Genomic DNA, 17331 nt, shown 5'->3' with positions numbered 1-17331 from the left:
TCGGGGGACGGGAGGACGGAGCCGCCGATCGACACCGCCGGAGCCAGCGGCAGGCTGCGGATTGGGCGGCTCCGAACGGCGAGAACCAGTTAAGGACCGGCCCCCGCATGCGCGAGACTCCGCCAGGTGACCCCAACTCGGAGTCACCTCACGCTCGTTGGTCATAACCTCGAACCAGCTGCGTACGGGGGAGAACCCATGAGCCACCCACCACGAGATCCACGCAACGTCGTCGCCGGCCTCCTCTGCGACGAACGGCTCCTCGACGCCTGCACCCGGCGCGACATGGGCGCGCTGTTCCGCCTCCTCAACCACCGGGGCATCAGCACACGGCGCATCGCCTCCGCCGTGGAGATCACCCAAGGGCGGCTCTACGACTACATGAACGGCAAGATCCGGGTCGAAAAGCTCGTCATCTTCGAGCAGGTCGCGGATGCCTTCCACATCCCGGGCCGCCTCCTCGGCCTGGCCCCCCGCCCCTGGGAACCCACCGCCACACCACCCCCCAGCCACTCACCCCCGGTCTCGGCCGACGAGGACGACGTGGCCGCGATGGACGCCTTCCGCAACGCCGACCGCCAGACCGGCGGCACCCGCCTGTACGGCGCCGTCGTACGGCACCTGACCAGCAACATCGCCCCACGCCTGGTCGACGCCGACAGCAACCCGCAGGTCTTCGCGGCTGCCGCCGCGCTGACCGAGATGGCGGGCTGGATGGCCCACGACTCCGGCCGCGACGACCTCGCCGAACGCCACTTCACCCGCGCACTGCCTCTGGCCCGTACCTCCGGCGACCACACCCTGGCCGCCAACATCGCCGCCAGCAACAGCCACCTCGCCCTGCAGACCGGCGAGCCCGCAGCCGCCGCCCACTGGGCCGCCACCGGCCTTGACATCCTCGGCCACGGCCCCAGAATCCCCGCCCTCACCGCCCGTCTGCACACCATGAAGGCCAGGGCCCTGGCCGCCGCCTCCCAGACCACTCCTGCGGCACGGGCACTCTCCCAGGCCCACCAGATGCTGCAGACGGCCGCCGAGGCCGAGCACCCCTGGCTCAGCCCCTTCGACGCCGCCGCGCTCGCCAGCGAATCCGCCCTCATCCACCGAGACCTGCACGGGTACGACGCGGCTCTGGAGCACGCCGAACGAGCCATCGCCCTACGGGAAACCGGCCGCGCCCGCTCTCTCGCGCTCAGCCGGATCACTTTGGTCGGGATCCACGTCCACCGGCGCGAACTGGATGCCGCCTTGCACGTGGGCCATGACCTACTCACCGCCGACCCCGGCCTCGGCTCTGTGCGCGTCGTCCACCAACTCGACATGCTTCAAGACCTGTTGGCCCCGCATCGCGGATACCCGCCCGTACGAAACTTCCTGGCGCGCTTCGCCGACGTACGGCGAGCCAGAATGCTGTTGCTCGCCGACATCATCCAGCCGCCCAGCAAAGGCACCGCACCATGAGGCCCACCCCCGCCGACCCCGACGCCTGGAACGCCTACCTCGCCGAAGGCAACGCCACCCAGGCCCGCAAACGCGTCGCCGCCGATGTCCTCCTGCGCGACCCCGACGGCAACATCCTCCTGGTCAACCCCACCTACAAACCCGGCTGGGACCTCCCCGGCGGCATGGCCGAAGACAACGAAGCCCCCGACGAAGCGGCCCGCCGCGAGCTGAAGGAAGAACTCGGCCTCGACGCCCCGCTCCACAGGCTGCTCGTCGTCGACTGGGTGGCACCCCATGGCCCCTGGGACGACCAGATCGCCTTCATCTTCGACGGTGGAACCCTCGACCACGACGAGGCCGCTGCCCTACGCCCCCAAGATGAGGAACTGTCCGAGCTGGCCTTCGTGCCCCCGCACCAGGCCGGCGCCTGGCTACGCGACCGGCTGAGCCACCGGCTCGAAGCCGCCCTCGACGCCCTCGACGACGGCCACCCTCGGTATCTCCGTGACGGCCGACCGATCCTGCCCGCAGTGCCACACGTCGGTGGCCGCCAGGGAGATCAGAGCGCGCGCTGAGCACCCCGCATGTCCGTTCAGCGCCCCCGCCAGCAGTCCGCACACAGTCCGCAGGACACCCGATCAAGACCATCGCGACCTGTCGCCAGCAATCACGAAAAGGCCAGGTCAGCGACCTGAAGGGAAGATCCCGGCAGGTCACGGACCTGGCCGTTTACTTGGAGACGAAGAAGGCCCTGATCTTTGGTCAGGGCGTCCGGCCTCCTTCGGTGGCCGTGACCGCAATCGAGGGTCCATCCGCCGTGGCGGATGGACCCTCGTCGCTGTGCGGCGGCGCCGGTCGGCCGCGCGGTAGGCCACGCCGTGTCAGGGTCCGGACGGCAGGCGCTGCCCGACCGCGTCGCACGCGTCGAGGGCGAGCCGCCACGGATAGCCGCCCGGCCGTCCCTCACCCGGCTGGTTCGGTACGAGCCCGTCCTCGCCGTACAACACCGTCACCCCGGCCCCGCGCAGTGTCTCCACCGACCGTTCGAACGCGGGGTGCTGGACATACGCGGCGTTCACACAGGGCATCGCCACCATCGGGATCCCCTTGCCGATCCCCTCGGCCGCGACCCCGACCACGAAGCTGCTCGTCAGGCCCTGCGCCCAGGCGTTCACCGAATTGAAGGTGGCCGGGGCGAAGAGAATGACGTCCGCCTGCGGCCACACGTCCGGCTCGCCGGGAAGCTCGTACTCGAACCTCACCGGGTGGCCGGTCAGCACCGCGAGACCCGCCAGACTCTCCCCCAGCCAGCGCGCCGCGGTCGGCGTGAGCCCGAGGCACACGTCCCAGCCGTCCCGCTGAGCATCCTCGACAACCCGGGCGACATCGAAGACCGGTGGCGCCGCCGAACAGAACAGGTACAGGGTGCGAGAGATCATCATGGCCCCATCCCACCCCGCTCCGTCCGCCCCGCGCAACCGCCCCCGCACGGCCGCCCCAACGCACCTATCCGGTAACAACCCGGTCCCGACGGGGTAGGGGAACGCCCGGACCGGAGAAGCTGGACGGGCAGAGGACGACGGCCGCGCGCGCCGTGGCCGGCACGGCATGAGGGGGTTCTTTGGCGCTCCACTTAGGACGCGGTGGCCACCCCGTCGGGCCCGGAGTGCGGTTCGCCCGGGCCGGGGGGCTGTGGCGGGTCACCCGGCCCTGGCATCCGGCGCTGCGGCCGTTCTTGTGCAGCTACGCGGGTTACTGGGACGCGGCGACCTCGCCGTACCAGGTCCGGCTGCTGCCGACCGGCCGGGCCGTCGTGGTGATCAGCCTCGCGGAGCCGTTCGCGCAGGTCCGGCGGCTGCGGTTGCCGGGTGCGGGCAGCGGGCGGATCGGGTCGCTGGTCGTGGGGCTCGATGACAGACCCACGCTCGCCGGGCACCCGGGCGGCCAGGAGGCGATCCGCCTTGAGCTCACCCCGCTGGGCGCGTACCGGCTGTTCGCCCTGCCGATGGGCGAGTTGACCAATCACGTGGTCGAGCTCCACCACATCCTGGGCCCCGGCGCCGCCGTACTGGTGCAGCGGCTGGCCGCCACCGGGGACTGGGCCGAGCGGTTCGACCTGCTGGACGCCGCGCTCCTGGCGCGCCTCGACAGCGGCCCGGACCCGGCGCCGGAGGTCGGCCACGCCTACCGGCTGCTCGTCGGCTCGGCCGGGACGATCCCGGTCGCGCGCATCAGCGCCGAAGTCGGCTGGAGCAAGAGCTACTTGATCCGCCGGTTCACCCAGCAGATCGGCCTCACCCCCAAGACGTACGGCCGGGTCCTGCGCTTCAACCGCGCGGTCGCCATGCTCGCCCGCGGAGGCGCCGGCCTCGCGGACACCTCGGCGGTCTGCGGCTACTACGACCAGGCCCATCTCAACCGCGAGTTCCGGGCCCTGGCCGGCACCACCCCCGGCCGGATGGTCCAGGCCCGACGGGTGGAGGGAGCGCTGACGCTGTGAGAACCGGGAGCAGAACCGGAACCACAACCGGAACCAGAACCGGATCCCGAACCGGGCGGACGGGATGCGCCGGAGCCACGTCAATTTCGTCCAAGACGCCCGCCGACCCGGCCGATACGGTCCTCGCTCGCCAGGGGTCGTCGACGACACGCCCCCGTACCCGATCGCTGCCGTGGGACAGGGGACCACATGCCCGTGACGAATACTGAGCCCGGCGCCGCCCGCACCGAGGCGACCCGGCTGCTGTGCGCGGGCGTCTACCTCGACAGCGACTTCCGCCGCCGGGTGATCGAGGAGCTGGTGCAGCACGAGGAGCGCCCGATCGCCCTCTCGCTCGGCATCGACGCGCTGCCGGTCCTGGCGCACGCCCTGCGCGCCCGCCGCAAGGAGGCGGAGACCGCGCTCATGCTCCTCGGCATCTGGGCCGTGTTCATCACGCTCTGGATCGCCGGGGTCGGCTCGGACCACGCACTGCCGCTGCCCGGCTGGCTGGCGTACGCGGTCGTCTGCCTCATCCTCGGAGGCGTGCGCGCCGGGACCGGGCTCGGTGTCGCGGTCTTCACGCTCGACCGCACGATGGTCAAGCAGGCCACCCGGGGCCGGTTGCAGATGCTGCTGCCGCTGGTGCCGTTCGTGGTGGCGCTGGTGTACTGGGTCGCCGCGCTGTGGGCGCTGTTCAGCGGCGCCGACGCCTGGACGGGCGTGGTGTTCCCGCTGCTCCTGGTGGTGCCCGTGTGGGCGTATCGCGCGGACGTCACCGCCATCATGCGCCATGAGCTGGGCTCCGCGGCGTACCCCGGCACGCGCCGCGAGCGGCTGCCGCACCGCTACCGGCGGATCGGCGAGGCCATCGACCGCGAGCAGTACGCCTCGCTCACGATCTACGACCCGTTCCGCCCGTTCATCGGCGCCGGCAAGCCGTACGCCGAACAGTGGTCGCTGGTCATGGAGTTGAAGAAGCGCAAGAACGCGGAGCCGGAGACCGGGGCGGGCCCGCTGACCGGGCGCGAGGTCATCGACCTCATCAAGCCGCAGCTCGAAGCCCTGCGCACCTCGGCCGCCGCCACCAGCCGCGACCGGCTGCGCGAGCTCGAAGTGGAGGAGTTCGTCTATCTGCCGACCGGGGTGGCGCGCTGGAAGGTCGCGTACGACCAGCCGACCGTACGCCGTCACCTCGACGAGGCCGTGGGCGAGGGCGGCGAGGCGCGCCGCCACTTCCTGCGCATCCGGATCGGCACCTGGGACGAGCAGGTCGTGGTCTCGGTCCTGGTCCGTGTCCACACCCAGGGCGGGATGCTCGTCCTGGAGGTCGTGCCGCATGTCCTCACCCCCGTACGGCTGGAGTTCCGGGCCGTCGACGTGATCGAGGGGCGCGGCGACGGCGACGTCCTGCGCGACACGGTCCGGGGTCTGCTCGCGGCCCCCACCGCGAACTTCGCCGCCGCCACCTCCCTGGTCCGCACCGCCGTCTCCGAGTTCCGCACCTGGCTGGCCAACCCCCGGCACGCCCTGCCGGACGGACCGGCCACCTCCGTACGGGAGTTGGGCAGCCCGGCCGATCTGTCCGTCTTCCAGGACATGGACGTCAAGCGGTACGTACGCACGGTCCAGGACCGGATCGCGAGCGGGGTGCGGGAGGCGCTGCGCGCCAAGAACTACGAGACCGGCGACTTCGAGCAGCAGATCATCACCGTGAGCGGTGGCGGGGTGTTCATCGGGGCGATGAGCGGGGGTGCGGTCGCGACGGGCGAACAGGCGTCGGCGACGCACCGGGAAGGCGGAAAGTGATGGCGCGGGACCCGGAGACCAATGAGGAGACGCACCCGCAGGCGGATGCGACGACGACCGAGGGCTCGTCCTCCGGCGCCCCGCGCACGGATGCGCCGGCGACCGGAGGCCCACCCTCCGGCGGCATCTCGATCGGCGTGATGACCGGCGGCGCGGCGGCCGCCGGGGACCGGGCGTCCGCCGAGGACCGCTCGCGGCGCAGGGGGACGCCGCCACCGGCCGCCCACCCGGGCGCGGCCGCGCCCACGAGCGTCCCCGGTGGCATCGGCATCGGCGTGATGTCGGGCGGCGCGGCGGCCTCGGGCACGGACGCGCGCGCCGTCGACGCCTCGACGCAGCTGCTCGACGCGCCCGCCGAACTCGCCACCGCCATCCGGACGTTGCGCGACCACCTCGGCATGCTCAACCGGACGCCGGACATCGCCGAACTGGACGAGGGACTGAGCGAGATCGAAGAAGGGGTGACCACGACCGGTCAGGTCCGGCGGGACCGTCTGCAGTGGCTGCGCGACCGGTTGACTCTCGGTGCGACGGCCGCCGCGGGGCTCGCCTCGGCCACGGCGGTCGTCGAGACCATCGCCCAACTGACCGGCTGAGAAGTGCGAGTGACATGGACTACTGGGACGCGGACGCGCAGCGCTGGGCACAGGGGCCGTCGGGCGGCGAGGGCTTCGGGGGTCCGGGGCAGCCGCCCCCGGACGACAGTCTGCGGCGCGTGCTGATCGTGGTGTTCGTCGCGGTCCTGCTGTGCGGGGCGGCGGGCACCGGCATCTGGTGGCTGGCCCGCGACAGCGGCGGCGGCCACCACCCGTCGGCGCCGCCCTGGCCGTCCCCGGGATTCACCACGGACACCCCGACGGACACATCCGTCTTCCCGGGCGCCACCGAGCCGGGCACGGCGGCGCCGACCACCGACCGGACGGCCGCGACCGACGCTCCGACCACCTACACGAACCCGTCCACCACCACCCCGGGCGCCACGGTCACGGCCTACTACGCCGCGCTCAACAGCGGCGACTACAGCACCGCGTGGCGCCTGGGCGGCAGGAACCTCGGCCAGGACTACTCCACGTACGTCTCCGGCTTCTCCGACACCCGGCAGGCCGAAGCCACCGTCCTGTCCATCGAGGGCGACACCGTGTACGTGGACATCACCGCCCACCAGAAGGACGACTCCACGCGCACCTACTCCGGCACGTACACCGTGCGCGAGGGCGTGATCACCGACGCCCGGGTGCGTCGGACGACTTGAGGGCTCCGGGGTAGATTCAGGCCATGGCACCTCTTGAACCTCCGTACACCCGGCTCCTGGTGGAGCGTTACGAGTCGACCTTCCGGTTCTACGCGGCCGTGCTGCCCAAGCTGACCGGATGCGCCCTGGCCCGGGGCAACGAGGCGTCCGGCTATGCCAGTTGGGACGACTGCGAGGGGCGTACGGCCTTCGCGCTCTTCTCCAGGGACGCCATGGCCGGAGCCGTCGGGGGCGAGAACGCGCCATCGGGTGGCGGGTCGATCGTCATCCATGTCGACGGTACGCGGGCGCTGGACGCCGCCGTGGAGCTGTGTGTCGGCGAGGGCGCCACGGTCGTGGCCCCGGCCCAGGACCGGCCGCAGTGGGGACCCACCCTGCGCACGGCCCACCTGCACGACCCGGACGGCAACCTGGTGGAGCTCCAGACCTACTGAGCCCCCGGCTGAAGGCCCACGCGGACCAGGTGCACCACCTCGTCCTCGCTCAGGCCCAACCGCCGCGCGTCGTCGACCAGTTCCCGTACGCGCACCAGCAGCTGGGCCCGGGCGCGGTTCGACGTCGTGTCGACCACCACCGCGCCCCGGCCGCGCCGCAGCTCGATCAGGCCCTCCTCGCGCAGGCGCTGGTAGCCGCGCAGGACCGTGTGGACGTTGACGCCCAGCGAGTTCGCGAGGGCGCGCGCGGCGGGCAGGCGTTCGCCCGGGTCCACCGTGCCCTCGGCGATCGCCCGGCGCACCGAGGCGGCGATCTGGTCGGCCAGCGGCAGCGGCGAGGCCGGGTCCACCCGGAACAGCATCAGCGCCTCACCGCCTCGCGCTCGGCCAGCGTGTTGAGCAGGGCCGCGGCCGTCGCCGAGTCGGACACCGTCACCGCGAACTCCCGTCCACCGGTGCGCCGTACGACGATCGCCTCGCCGGAGCGCAGGATGAGACCCGACCGGCCGGGCCGGACCCGGTAGCCCCAGCCACCGTACTCCGCGAGCGCCTTCACCTCCCGGCTGACCGCCCGGTCCACCTCCGCCAGCGGTATCCGCACCCGCGGCCAGGGCAGCACGGTCGGGCGGGCGGTCAGCCCGTGCCGGTCGACCGTGACGTACGCGCACGAGCAGAGCAGCGTGAGCACTCCGCTGACCAGCGGCGCGGCGGCGCGGGCCCAGTCGTACACATACGTCAGCCCGCCACCGGCGGCGAGCAGCGCGCAGCCGACCGCGCACAGCGTCCGCGACGGGGCCCGCCGCGCCCAGCCCGCCACCTCGCTCTCGGCGAGGTCCAGGTGCTCGACCAGGCCCGGCCCCGGCGACGGCACGGCGTCGGGCAGCTCCACCAGGCGCAGCAGCAGCGCGCCCGCCCCCGCCGCGAGCGCGCCCACCCCCACGCCCACCGCGAAGTGCCACAGCGGCAGCCGCGCCTCGCTGCCGTCGACGGCGTCCAGGTTCACATCCAGCACGACCGCCATCAGATAGCCGACGAGGCCCGCCACCGCGTACCCCGCGCCGAACGCCCAACGCGCCCCGCGCACCGTGAAGTCGGCCGTCGCGGCGATCGCGCCCCAGACGACGGTGAGCGCGACCGAGAGGCCGACGTCCACGGTCACCCACGACGCAGGGCTGGAGTAGTCGCTCGGGGCGCCGCCGCTGCCGTTGAACTGGCTGGCCAGCCGGTCCGGCAGACGGTCGCGCAGGACGGCGAAGAGGATCAGGTCGACGGCGAGGGCCAGCAGGAACGGCAGCGCGGCCAGGGCCACCAGTCGGTATCGCGCACGATTCATCGTCACCTTCATTGTTCTCATAGTAGTAGAACAATGACGAGCCGATGAGGGAACCGGCCAGCCCGACTTGCCTTTGTTGACGGGTTCCTGACGCGGACGGCGCTCAACCACCCGCGCCAGGAACATGAATCGGGCCGGTGACGGTCAGGTGCGTTCGAGCACCGACGGCTGGAGCCGTGCGCCGGACGGCAGTTGACGCCGGATGTCGTCGAGCACCGAGCCGAAGTCCAGCGCCGCGCGCCCCGAGGCGTACACCGCTCCCCCGAGGTGCAGCGCGAGCCCGACCTCGGGCTCCGGCGGTTTGAGGGAGAGCAGGCAGCTCAGGGTGGCGTGCTGGACCGCCCCGTCGGCACAGGCGACCGGTACCGGCATGTCCCACTCCAGGACGAAGTCGCGAAGAGTGCCGCCGTCGAGCGCGAACGAGCCCTCCGCCGGTATGCCCGGTACCGCTACCGGGCCGAGCGAGTCGAACCCCGCTCCGGCGAAGTCGACCCCCCTGATACGGGTGCGCAGGCGCGCCCCGTCGGCAGTGATGGTCAGCGCTTCGGATCCATGGCGGTCTCGGTACCAGCCCGCCCAGGACTGTGGTGTCATGGGCGGAGATTAGCGGCGTACCCTGCTGTTCGTCACAGGGTGTGACCGAAATGGGAGTTAGCGCTTCCTTGTGTAAGTGGTGACGACTGTACCGTTTTCGAAGGAACGGCTGCCGTTCGGCACGAACGAGCGGGGGCCGAACTCGGCCCGGAACAAGGGGATTCCGGCGCCCGCGACGACCGGATAGCTCTTGATCACCAGCTCGTCGATCTCGTCGATGAGCTGCCCGGCGAGGTCGGCGCCGCCGCAGAGGTAGATGCCAAGACCCGCCTCGCGCTTGAGCTCGCGCACATACGCCACCGGGTCCCCGGCGACGACCTCCACGGCCGGATCGGGCGACTCGCCGAGGCTGCGCGAGAAGACGATCTGCCGCAGATGGGCGTACGGGCTGGTGACGCCTTCCCGGAGGGCGGGCTCGTACGTCCCCCGGCCCATCAGCACCGTGTCGTACCGCGAGTTGGGCGCCTCGTCGACGCCGAGCGCCTTGCGGGCACCGGTCGGCAGGGTCTCGGGGAACTCCCCGGCCATGAAGCCGACGAACTCCTCGCTCAAGGGATAGAAGTCGTACGCCCCGTCCGGAGCGGCGATGAAGCCGTCGATGGAGAGGGCGATGTAGTACGAAAGCTTGCGCAAACTGGCCTCTTCGATTCGGGATGGTGGCCGGAGTGCCGAACCACTTCACGTAAAGTACTTCGTCTGTAGTGGTTAGGCAAGGGGGCGGACCCGGAAATGGAGAAGGAGCTCGAATGGCGAGGAACCCGGAACGCAGGACGGCGCTCGTGGACGCGGCGATCGAGGTGCTGGCGCGCGAGGGGGCACGCGGGCTGACCTTCCGCGCCGTCGACACCGAGGCGAAGGTGCCGATCGGCACCGCGTCCAACTACTTCACCAGCAGGGACGACCTGTTCACCCAGGCCGGCCGGCACATCCACGTACGGATGACACCGGATCCGGCCGAGGTGGCCGAGGCGCTGCGGCCGGCGCCCTCGCGCGAACTGGTCGCCTCGCTCATGCAGTGGGTGCTGCGGCGCACGGTCAAGGAGCGCACGGGCTATCTGGCGCTGCTCGAACTCCGCCTGGAGGCCACCCGGCGACCGGAGCTGCGGGAGGCCCTGACGGAGGCGATCCGCGCCGAGCTGGAAGCCAACGTCCGCTTCCACCTGGACTCGGGCCTCCCCGGCGACGCGGACACGGTACGCATCCTCTACTTCGCCATGACCGGCCTCCTGCTGGAACACCTCACGCTCCCGGGCGTACTGGCGCAGGACACAACGGAACGGTTGGTGGAGGTACTGGTGGAGAGGGTGGTTGGCCGCCAGTGAGGGTCACAGGGCTGTGGGGGGCCGATGGCGGTCCCGGGTCCCTTTAGGCGCGCGGGGGCTGCGGGTCGACTAACAGTCCCGGGCCACTTAAGGGGCGCGGGGGGTGTGGGGGGCCAGTGCGGTCCCGGATCCCTTTAGGGGCGCGGGGAACTGCGCGACCAGCCCCCACCGGCCCGCAGCCAACCAACAAGGCCCGTCCCACCGCGCGCTCAAGCTCGCCTCAACTGACCGGCTCGATCCTGGGGTTGGCTCTCCCCGAGTCAGGGATCGAGAGCCCCGGCGGCAGCCCCGGGGCCCTCGACCCCACCCCGCGGCAGCCCCGGGGCCCTCGCCCCCCCTCGGGCAAGCCTTCAGCGCGACCGGCGGGTCACGAACTCCGCCAGCGCCAGCAGATCCCCCGCCGCCGCGAGATCGGGCACGGCCCGGGACAGCTGGTCCAGCGCCCGGGCCATCCGATCGGCCGCATGGATCTGCGCCCAGTCACGCCCGCCCGCCCGGTCGACGGCCCCCGCCGCCCGCCGGACCGCCGCCGCCCCCATCGGCCCCCGGTACAGCTCGGCCAGTTCGGTCGCGGCGGGCGTTCCCGAGGTCAGCGCGGCCACCACCGGCAGCGACTTCTTGTGCGCGGCGAGATCGGCCCCGGCCGGTTTCCCGGTACGCCCGGGGTCGCCCCAGATGCCGATCAGATCGTCGATGAGCTGGAAGGCGAGCCCCGCCTCCCGCCCGAACGCGTCCAGCGCCGAAACCTCTTCGGGCCCGGCCTCCGCGTACAGCGCACCCAGCGAGCACGCGCACCCGAGCAGCGCACCCGTCTTGGCCATCGCCATGTCGATGCACTCGTCGAGCGACACCTCCTGCGGGCCGCGCTGCTCGAAGGCACAGTCCGCCTGCTGCCCCGCGCACAGCTCGATCACACAGGACGCCAGACGGGCCGAGGCGGCCGGGGCCGCCGGATGGCCGTCCTCGGCGAGCAGCCGCAGCGCCAGGGCCAGCATCGCGTCCCCGACGATGATCGCGTCCGGTGTCCCGAACACGGTCCAGGCGGTGGGCCGGTGGCGCCGGGTGGCGTCCTCGTCGATCACGTCGTCGTGCAGCAGCGTGAAGTTGTGGACGAGCTCCACGGCGGCCGCGGCCCGCAGCGCGTGCTCCGGGTCGCCGCCGAGCGCGCGGGCGGCCGCGAGGACCAGCGCGGGCCGGATCGCCTTGCCGGCCTGCCCGGCGGCCGGTGTGCCGTCGGCGTGCTCCCATCCGAAGTGGTACATCGCGACCCGCCGTATCGATCCGGGCAGCGTCTCGACGGTGGCCCGCAGATACGGATTGACCGCCATCCGGGTCCGCTCCAACAGATCGACGGCCTCGCGTCCCTCGACGGCTTCCCCCATGACCAACTCGACATTCCTCTCGCCGTGTTCGATACGCCGTGGCCGATGCGCTCCGCCCGTGCGGTCACCGCCCGTACGACCACGGCCCGCACGCTCGCCGTGGCCGGGCGGGCGGCCGGCGAACCTCCCAGTCGCCGACCGCCCACACGGGGTCCGCCGGATCAGCGCCAGCGGCTGACAAAGACGTTCTCCAGCACGCCGAGCGCGTCCGGCACGAGGATCGCGGCCGAGTAGTAGGCGGTGACCAGGTAGGAGATGATGGCCTGCTCGTCGATCCCCATGAAGCGCACCGACAGACTCGGCTCGATCTCGTCCGGGATCCCGCTCTGGCGCAGTCCGATCACGCCCTGCTCGTCCTCGCCCGTACGCATACAGATGATCGACGTCGTCCGCTCGGGAGTGACCGGGATCTTCGAGCACGGGAAAATCGGCACTCCGCGCCAGGTCGAGATGCGGTGGCCGTCGATCTCGATCGACTCCGGCACCAGACCGCGCTTGTTGCACTCCCGGCCGAACGCCGCGATCGCCCGGGGATGCGCCAGGAACATCTTGCTGCCCCGGCGCCGCGACAGCAGCTCGTCCATGTCATCCGGCAGGGGCACGCTGTCGTGCGGCTGGAGCCGCTGCGCGTAATCGCAGTTCGCCAGCAACCCGAACTCCCGGTTGTTGACGAGCTCGTCCTCCTGCCGCTCCCGCAGCGCCTCCACCGTCAGCCGCAACTGCTGCTCCGTCTGGTTCATCGGCTGGTTGTACAGATCCGCCACCCGCGAATGAACCTTCAAAACCGTCTGCGCCACCGACAGCTCGTACTCACGCGGCGCGCCCTCATAATCCACATACGTGTGCGGGATGACCGGCTCGCCCACATGCCCGGACGCCAGATCGATCGCCGCCTCGCCGTACTTGTTGGTGCGCTGCTGCGGCAGCAACGCCACCGCCGCCAGATGCTCGTGCAGCGACGACGCCCGCTCCGCCAGGTTCAGCACATCCGCGCGGCTCAGCACCAGCACCGTGCACGCCGTCGCCGCCCGCGCCGTCGCGTCCCACACCGCCTCGCCGGACACGAGTGCCTGCTCACCCAGATACGCCCCGTCCGCCAAGACGCCCAGGACCGCCTCGTCCCCGTACGGGCCGGTCCCGATCCGCTCCACCCGGCCGTGCGCCAGCAAAAACACCGCGTCCACCGGGTCACCCGCCGCCGCCAGCACCTGCCCCGCCGCGAACTCCCGCTGCTCACACCGGCTCGCCAACTCCCCCAGCGCCGCCTCGTCCTCGTAATCCCGCAGCGCCGGCAGCTCCCCCAGCTCCGCCGGGATCACACTCACCCGCTCACCCGTCTGCACGAAGGTGACCTTCCCGTCACCCACCGAGTAGCTCAGCCGCCGGTTCACCCGATACGTACCGCCCTGCACCTGCACCCACGGCAGCATCCGCAGCAACCACCGAGAGGTGATCTCCTGCATCTGGGGAACAGACTTCGTGGTGGTCGCCAGATTCCGCGCCGCCGCCGTACCAAGACTCTGCTGCGCACGGTTCTCGGACGCTGCCTCGACCGACATGTGATTCCCTCTCGATCTTCCGATCATGAGCTGACCTGCGGCGAGAAGCCTTCCAGCACGGACCGTGCCGACGCCATTACACAAATGAGTGGGAATACAACAGCGTCGGCGGGGCATGTTGCGCTTCCCCGGAAGATCACGCCCGAGCCGAGGGTCGCCGAGCCGCCGAAACGACGCGGAAGGCGACAATGGACGCGTGACCCCACCAGCGCTCGACCTCACCACCCGTCTGCGGCCGCACATCCCTTCGCCACTGCAACGGATCGAGGACGAGCGCTTCACCCGTCACGGCGTACGCCTCCTCCTCAAGCGCGACGACCTGATCCATCCGGCGCTGCCCGGCAACAAATGGCGCAAGCTCGCCCTGAACCTGCAGGAGGCGGCCGGTCGGCCGGTGCTCACCTTCGGTGGGGCCTACTCGAACCATCTGCGCGCCACGGCCGCCGCCGGGCGGCTGCTCGGGTTCCCCACCATCGGGGTCGTCCGGGGCGACGAGCTCGCCCGCCGGCCGCTGAACCCGTCGCTCGCCCGGTGCGCGGCGGACGGGATGCGGCTGCACTTCGTCGACCGCTCGACCTATCGGCGCAAGGCCGAGCCCGAGGTGCTTGACGGCCTCAAGGAACTGTTCGGCGGCGACCCGTACGTCGTCCCCGAAGGCGGCAGCAACTCCCTGGCCGTGCGGGGCTGCACCGCCCTCGGGCGCGAGCTGCACGGCCTCGCCGATGTCGTCGCCGTCGCCTGCGGGACCGGCGGCACCCTCGCCGGGCTCGCCGCCGGGCTCGCCGAGGGCCGGCGCGCGCTCGGGTTCCCGGTGCTGCGGGGCGGGTTCCTGGCGGACGAGATACGGGAGTTGCAGCGGCGCACCCTCGGCGCGCCCACCGCCAACTGGTCCCTGGACGAGCGCTTCCACTGCGGCGGATACGCCCGTACCACCCCCGAACTCGACGCCTTCGCGGCCGACTTCGAGGATCGCCACGCATTTCCCGTCGAACGTCTCTATGTCGCCAAAATGCTGTACGGGCTGCTCGCGCTCACCGAAGAGGGCTCGTTCCCGAAGGGAACGACGGTGGCCGCCGTCATCACGGGCCAGCCCCTGTAAGGGTCACGACTCGCCCTCCCGGTATGCCGCCGCCTCCTCCAGGTCCAGCCTGCGCAGCAGCGTGCGCAGCATCTCGTCGTCGATCCGCCGCGCGTCCCGCAGCTGGACGAAGACCTCGCGCTCGGCGCCGATCATCTCCCGCGACAGCCTGCGGTAGACGTCGTCGGCCGACTCGCCGGTCACCGCGTTCACCTCGCCCAGGCGCTCCCAGACCGAGTTGCGGCGCCGCTCCAGGACCGTGCGCAGCCGGTCGGCGAGCGGCGCGGGCAGCGCGTTCGCCTCGTCGGCCAGGAGTTCGTCCAGGCGGCGCTCGGCGGCCGTCGATGCCTGGCTCTGCGCCTGCGCCTCGGCCAGCGTCTCGGCCCGCTCGTCGCGCCCCGGCAGCTTCAGTGCCCGGATCAGCGGTGGCAGCGTGAGCCCCTGCACCACCAGCGTGCCGATGACCGTCGTGAACGTCAGGAACAGCACCAGGTCGCGCGCCGGGAACGGCAGGTCGTCGTGGGTGGTCATGGGGATCGAGAACGCGATGGCGAGCGAGACCACGCCCCGCATGCCCGCCCAGCCCACGATCACCGGAGCCGTCCAGTTGGTGTCGGGCTCGCGCGTGCGGATCCGCTCCGAGAGCGCCCGGGGCAGGAACGTCGCCGGGAAGACCCAGACGAAGCGGACCGCGACGACCGCCGCGAAGACCCCGACCGCGTACAGCGCCGCCTCCCAGCCCTCGTACGCGCCCAGGCCCCTGAGCACGACCGGCAGTTGCAGCCCGATGAGCGCGAACACCGCCGACTCCAGGACGAACGCGACCATCTTCCAGACCGCCGCCTCCTGGAGCCGGGTCGCGAAGTCCACCTGCCAGGAGCGATGGCCCAGGTACAGCGCCACGACCACCACGGCGAGCACCCCGGACGCCCCGACCTGCTCGGCCGCCGCGTACGCGACGAACGGGATGAGCAGCGAGAGCGTGTTCTGGAGCAGCGCTTCGCTCAGATGCGCGCGCAGCCAGTGGATCGGCGCCATCAGGATCAGGCCGATCCCCACCCCGCCGACCGCCGCGAGCGCGAACTCCCGCACCCCGCCCGCCCAGGTCGCCCCCTCCCCGACGGCCGCCGCGAGCGCCACCTTGTAGGCGGTGATCGCGGTGGCGTCGTTGACCAGCGACTCGCCCTGCAGGACCGTGGTGATCCGGCCCGGCAGGCCCAGCCGCCGGGCGATCGCGGTGGCCGCGACCGCGTCCGGCGGCGCCACCACGGCGCCGAGCACCAGCGCCTCGGTCAGCGGCAGGTCCGGCACCATCAGATAGGAGAGCCAGCCCACGGCCAGGGTCGCGAACAGTACGTAACCGACCGAGAGCAGCGCGACGGGCCGCAGATTGGCCCGCAGGTCCAGATACGAGCTGTCCACGGCCGCCGTGTACAGCAGCGGCGGCAGGATCAGCGGCAGCACGACGTGCGGGTCGAGCGCGTACTCCGGCACGCCCGGCACATAGGCCGCGACCAGGCCCGCGGCGACCAGCAGCAGCGGCGCCGGCACCGGTGTGCGGCGGGCCGCCCCGGCCACCGCCGCGCTGCCCGCCACCAGTGCCACCAACGGCAGTGCGTCCATCCCAGCCCCCTCACAGCCGGACCGTCGTAACCTGGCAATCATGAGCGAGTGCCCGCACGTCGCCGAACTGCCGCGCCCCGAGCCCGCGCCGCTGAGCGACACGTGCCCCGAGTGCCGGGCCGCCGGGACCCACTACGTCCAGCTGCGGCAATGCCTGGTCTGCGGCTATGTGGGCTGCTGCGACTCCTCGCCGATGCGCCACTCGACCGCCCACCACAAGCAGACCGGCCATCCGGTGATGCGCACGCTGGAGCCCGGCGAGAACTGGCGCTGGTGCTTTGTGGACAACCTCCTGGTGTGAGCCCCGAGGTCGGGCGGACCTCGACGGTTCGACGGCCTTCGGCCTGGGTACGTCAACCCGGCGCCGGTTCACAGCAATTGGGCACCGCACACCCCTAGCCACTGTCCGTGCTCATATGCTTACCATGAGTGACACCTGCCGGGAGGGGTCCCGGCGACACGGCACCATGGATCGCGATAGCGTCGCCCCCCGAGCACACACGATCGCGTGGACGACGCACGATCACCGCAATACGTACCGCATGGCCCCGGAGGCGTCCCCTCCGCCGGGGCCCGAGAGAGCTTGTGCCACCTTGGAGGTGAGGGTGTCCCAGATCGCAGGCGAGCCCGGGAATCAGGACTTCGTGGAAGTCCGGCTGCCGGCCGCGGGTGCCTACCTGTCGGTGCTGCGTACGGCCACGGCCGGCCTCGCGGCACGTTTGGACTTCACCCTCGACGAGATCGAGGATCTGCGTATCGCGGTCGACGAGGCCTGCGCGATCCTGCTCCAGCAGGCCGTTCCCGGCTCCGTACTGAGCTGTGTCTTCCGCCTCGTCGACGACTCGCTGGAGGTCACGGTCTCCGCGCCGACGACCGACGGCCGCGCGCCCGAGCGCGACACCTTCGCGTGGACGGTGCTCTCGGCGCTCGCCGGGAAGGTCGACTCCTCGGTCGCCGACGACCGTACGGTCTCCATCAGCCTGTACAAACAGCGCGGCGCGGGACCCGGACCGGCGTGAGCGG

At 71.7% G+C, this 17331-nt stretch carries 19 protein-coding genes; 11 read left to right on the top strand and 8 right to left on the bottom strand.

Features of this window, described 5'->3' with window-relative positions; genetic code table 11:
• Positions 1 to 198 precede the first annotated feature (198 nt).
• Complete coding sequence (locus ACGFRG_RS26865) at positions 199 to 1461, top strand: XRE family transcriptional regulator (protein WP_393267951.1); 1263 nt, start codon at positions 199 to 201, stop codon at positions 1459 to 1461.
• Positions 1458 to 2018 (top strand): NUDIX domain-containing protein, encoded by a 561-nt coding sequence (locus tag ACGFRG_RS26860; protein WP_393267948.1) that lies wholly within the window; start codon positions 1458 to 1460, stop codon positions 2016 to 2018. The genes ACGFRG_RS26865 and ACGFRG_RS26860 overlap by 4 nt, the downstream gene beginning before the upstream one ends.
• A 306-nt stretch (positions 2019 to 2324) precedes the next feature.
• Here the strand turns inward: ACGFRG_RS26860 and ACGFRG_RS26855 are convergent, their stop codons facing one another.
• A complete protein-coding gene (locus tag ACGFRG_RS26855; RefSeq protein ID WP_361433373.1) occupies positions 2325 to 2882 on the bottom strand; it encodes a flavoprotein in 558 nt (185 codons plus the stop codon).
• Positions 2883 to 3064: 182 nt separating this feature from the next.
• Between ACGFRG_RS26855 and ACGFRG_RS26850 the strand changes: the two genes are divergently transcribed.
• The 5 genes from ACGFRG_RS26850 (at position 3065) to ACGFRG_RS26830 (ending at position 7417) form a co-directional block, all read left to right on the top strand.
• Positions 3065 to 3943 (top strand): AraC family transcriptional regulator, encoded by an 879-nt coding sequence (locus ACGFRG_RS26850; protein WP_361433352.1) that lies wholly within the window; start codon positions 3065 to 3067, stop codon positions 3941 to 3943.
• Positions 3944 to 4132: 189 nt separating this feature from the next.
• Positions 4133 to 5731, top strand: a complete 1599-nt coding sequence (locus tag ACGFRG_RS26845) for a hypothetical protein (RefSeq protein ID WP_393267945.1) — start codon at positions 4133 to 4135, stop codon at positions 5729 to 5731.
• The gene (locus ACGFRG_RS26840) at positions 5731 to 6327 is read left to right on the top strand and encodes a hypothetical protein (protein ID WP_361433348.1); all 597 of its coding nucleotides are present in this window, start codon (positions 5731 to 5733) and stop codon (positions 6325 to 6327) included. Before ACGFRG_RS26845 ends, ACGFRG_RS26840 begins: the two co-directional genes overlap by 1 nt.
• A gap of 14 nt (positions 6328 to 6341) precedes the next feature.
• Positions 6342 to 6983: a hypothetical protein gene (locus ACGFRG_RS26835; RefSeq protein ID WP_393267942.1), complete on the top strand. Its 642-nt coding sequence runs from the start codon at positions 6342 to 6344 to the stop codon at positions 6981 to 6983.
• Between the two features lie 23 nt (positions 6984 to 7006).
• A complete protein-coding gene (locus ACGFRG_RS26830; protein WP_361433343.1) occupies positions 7007 to 7417 on the top strand; it encodes a VOC family protein in 411 nt (136 codons plus the stop codon).
• Here the strand turns inward: ACGFRG_RS26830 and ACGFRG_RS26825 are convergent.
• The 4 genes from ACGFRG_RS26825 to ACGFRG_RS26810 form a co-directional block, all read right to left on the bottom strand.
• Positions 7411 to 7779 carry a GntR family transcriptional regulator gene (locus tag ACGFRG_RS26825; protein ID WP_361433341.1) on the bottom strand — a complete coding sequence of 123 codons (369 nt, stop codon included), beginning with the start codon at positions 7777 to 7779 and terminating at the stop codon, positions 7411 to 7413. The two genes, ACGFRG_RS26830 and ACGFRG_RS26825, sit on opposite strands and share 7 nt — an antisense overlap.
• Positions 7779 to 8750, bottom strand: a complete 972-nt coding sequence (locus ACGFRG_RS26820; RefSeq protein ID WP_393267938.1) for a DUF1648 domain-containing protein — start codon at positions 8748 to 8750, stop codon at positions 7779 to 7781. The genes ACGFRG_RS26825 and ACGFRG_RS26820 overlap by 1 nt, the downstream gene beginning before the upstream one ends.
• 144 nt (positions 8751 to 8894) lie before the next feature.
• Positions 8895 to 9344 carry a DUF6304 family protein gene (locus tag ACGFRG_RS26815; protein WP_361433336.1) on the bottom strand — a complete coding sequence of 150 codons (450 nt, stop codon included), beginning with the start codon at positions 9342 to 9344 and terminating at the stop codon, positions 8895 to 8897.
• Positions 9345 to 9401: 57 nt separating this feature from the next.
• Positions 9402 to 9977: a dihydrofolate reductase family protein gene (locus ACGFRG_RS26810; protein ID WP_393267936.1), complete on the bottom strand. Its 576-nt coding sequence runs from the start codon at positions 9975 to 9977 to the stop codon at positions 9402 to 9404.
• 113 nt (positions 9978 to 10090) lie between these two features.
• On the opposite strand from ACGFRG_RS26810, the gene ACGFRG_RS26805 reads away from it, so the two are divergent.
• Positions 10091 to 10666, top strand: coding sequence for a TetR/AcrR family transcriptional regulator (locus tag ACGFRG_RS26805; RefSeq protein WP_393267933.1), 576 nt, complete (start codon positions 10091 to 10093; stop codon positions 10664 to 10666).
• 350 nt (positions 10667 to 11016) lie between these two features.
• Here the strand turns inward: ACGFRG_RS26805 and ACGFRG_RS26800 are convergent, their stop codons facing one another.
• Positions 11017 to 12048, bottom strand: coding sequence for a family 2 encapsulin nanocompartment cargo protein polyprenyl transferase (locus ACGFRG_RS26800; protein WP_361433329.1), 1032 nt, complete (start codon positions 12046 to 12048; stop codon positions 11017 to 11019).
• A gap of 161 nt (positions 12049 to 12209) precedes the next feature.
• Positions 12210 to 13607 (bottom strand): family 2B encapsulin nanocompartment shell protein, encoded by a 1398-nt coding sequence (locus ACGFRG_RS26795; protein ID WP_393267930.1) that lies wholly within the window; start codon positions 13605 to 13607, stop codon positions 12210 to 12212.
• 196 nt (positions 13608 to 13803) lie between these two features.
• On the opposite strand from ACGFRG_RS26795, the gene ACGFRG_RS26790 reads away from it, so the two are divergent.
• Positions 13804 to 14706: a pyridoxal-phosphate dependent enzyme gene (locus ACGFRG_RS26790; protein ID WP_361433324.1), complete on the top strand. Its 903-nt coding sequence runs from the start codon at positions 13804 to 13806 to the stop codon at positions 14704 to 14706.
• A 3-nt stretch (positions 14707 to 14709) separates the two neighbouring features.
• Here the strand turns inward: ACGFRG_RS26790 and ACGFRG_RS26785 are convergent, their stop codons facing one another.
• Positions 14710 to 16308 (bottom strand): Na+/H+ antiporter, encoded by a 1599-nt coding sequence (locus ACGFRG_RS26785; protein WP_393267927.1) that lies wholly within the window; start codon positions 16306 to 16308, stop codon positions 14710 to 14712.
• Between the two features lie 40 nt (positions 16309 to 16348).
• Here ACGFRG_RS26785 and ACGFRG_RS26780 point away from each other — a divergent pair, with 40 nt between their 5' ends.
• Both ACGFRG_RS26780 and ACGFRG_RS26775 read left to right on the top strand, forming a co-directional pair.
• The gene (locus tag ACGFRG_RS26780; RefSeq protein WP_361433318.1) at positions 16349 to 16609 is read left to right on the top strand and encodes a UBP-type zinc finger domain-containing protein; all 261 of its coding nucleotides are present in this window, start codon (positions 16349 to 16351) and stop codon (positions 16607 to 16609) included.
• Positions 16610 to 16913: 304 nt separating this feature from the next.
• Complete coding sequence (locus ACGFRG_RS26775) at positions 16914 to 17327, top strand: anti-sigma regulatory factor (protein WP_067163834.1); 414 nt, start codon at positions 16914 to 16916, stop codon at positions 17325 to 17327.
• The last annotated feature ends 4 nt before the right edge of the window (positions 17328 to 17331 follow it).

It is taken from the genome of Streptomyces sp. NPDC048696 (assembly GCF_043198895.1).
Taxonomy (GTDB): domain Bacteria; phylum Actinomycetota; class Actinomycetes; order Streptomycetales; family Streptomycetaceae; genus Streptomyces.
The sequence above is the reverse complement of the archived record's forward strand: the minus strand, read 5'-3'. Positions and strand labels throughout refer to the sequence as shown.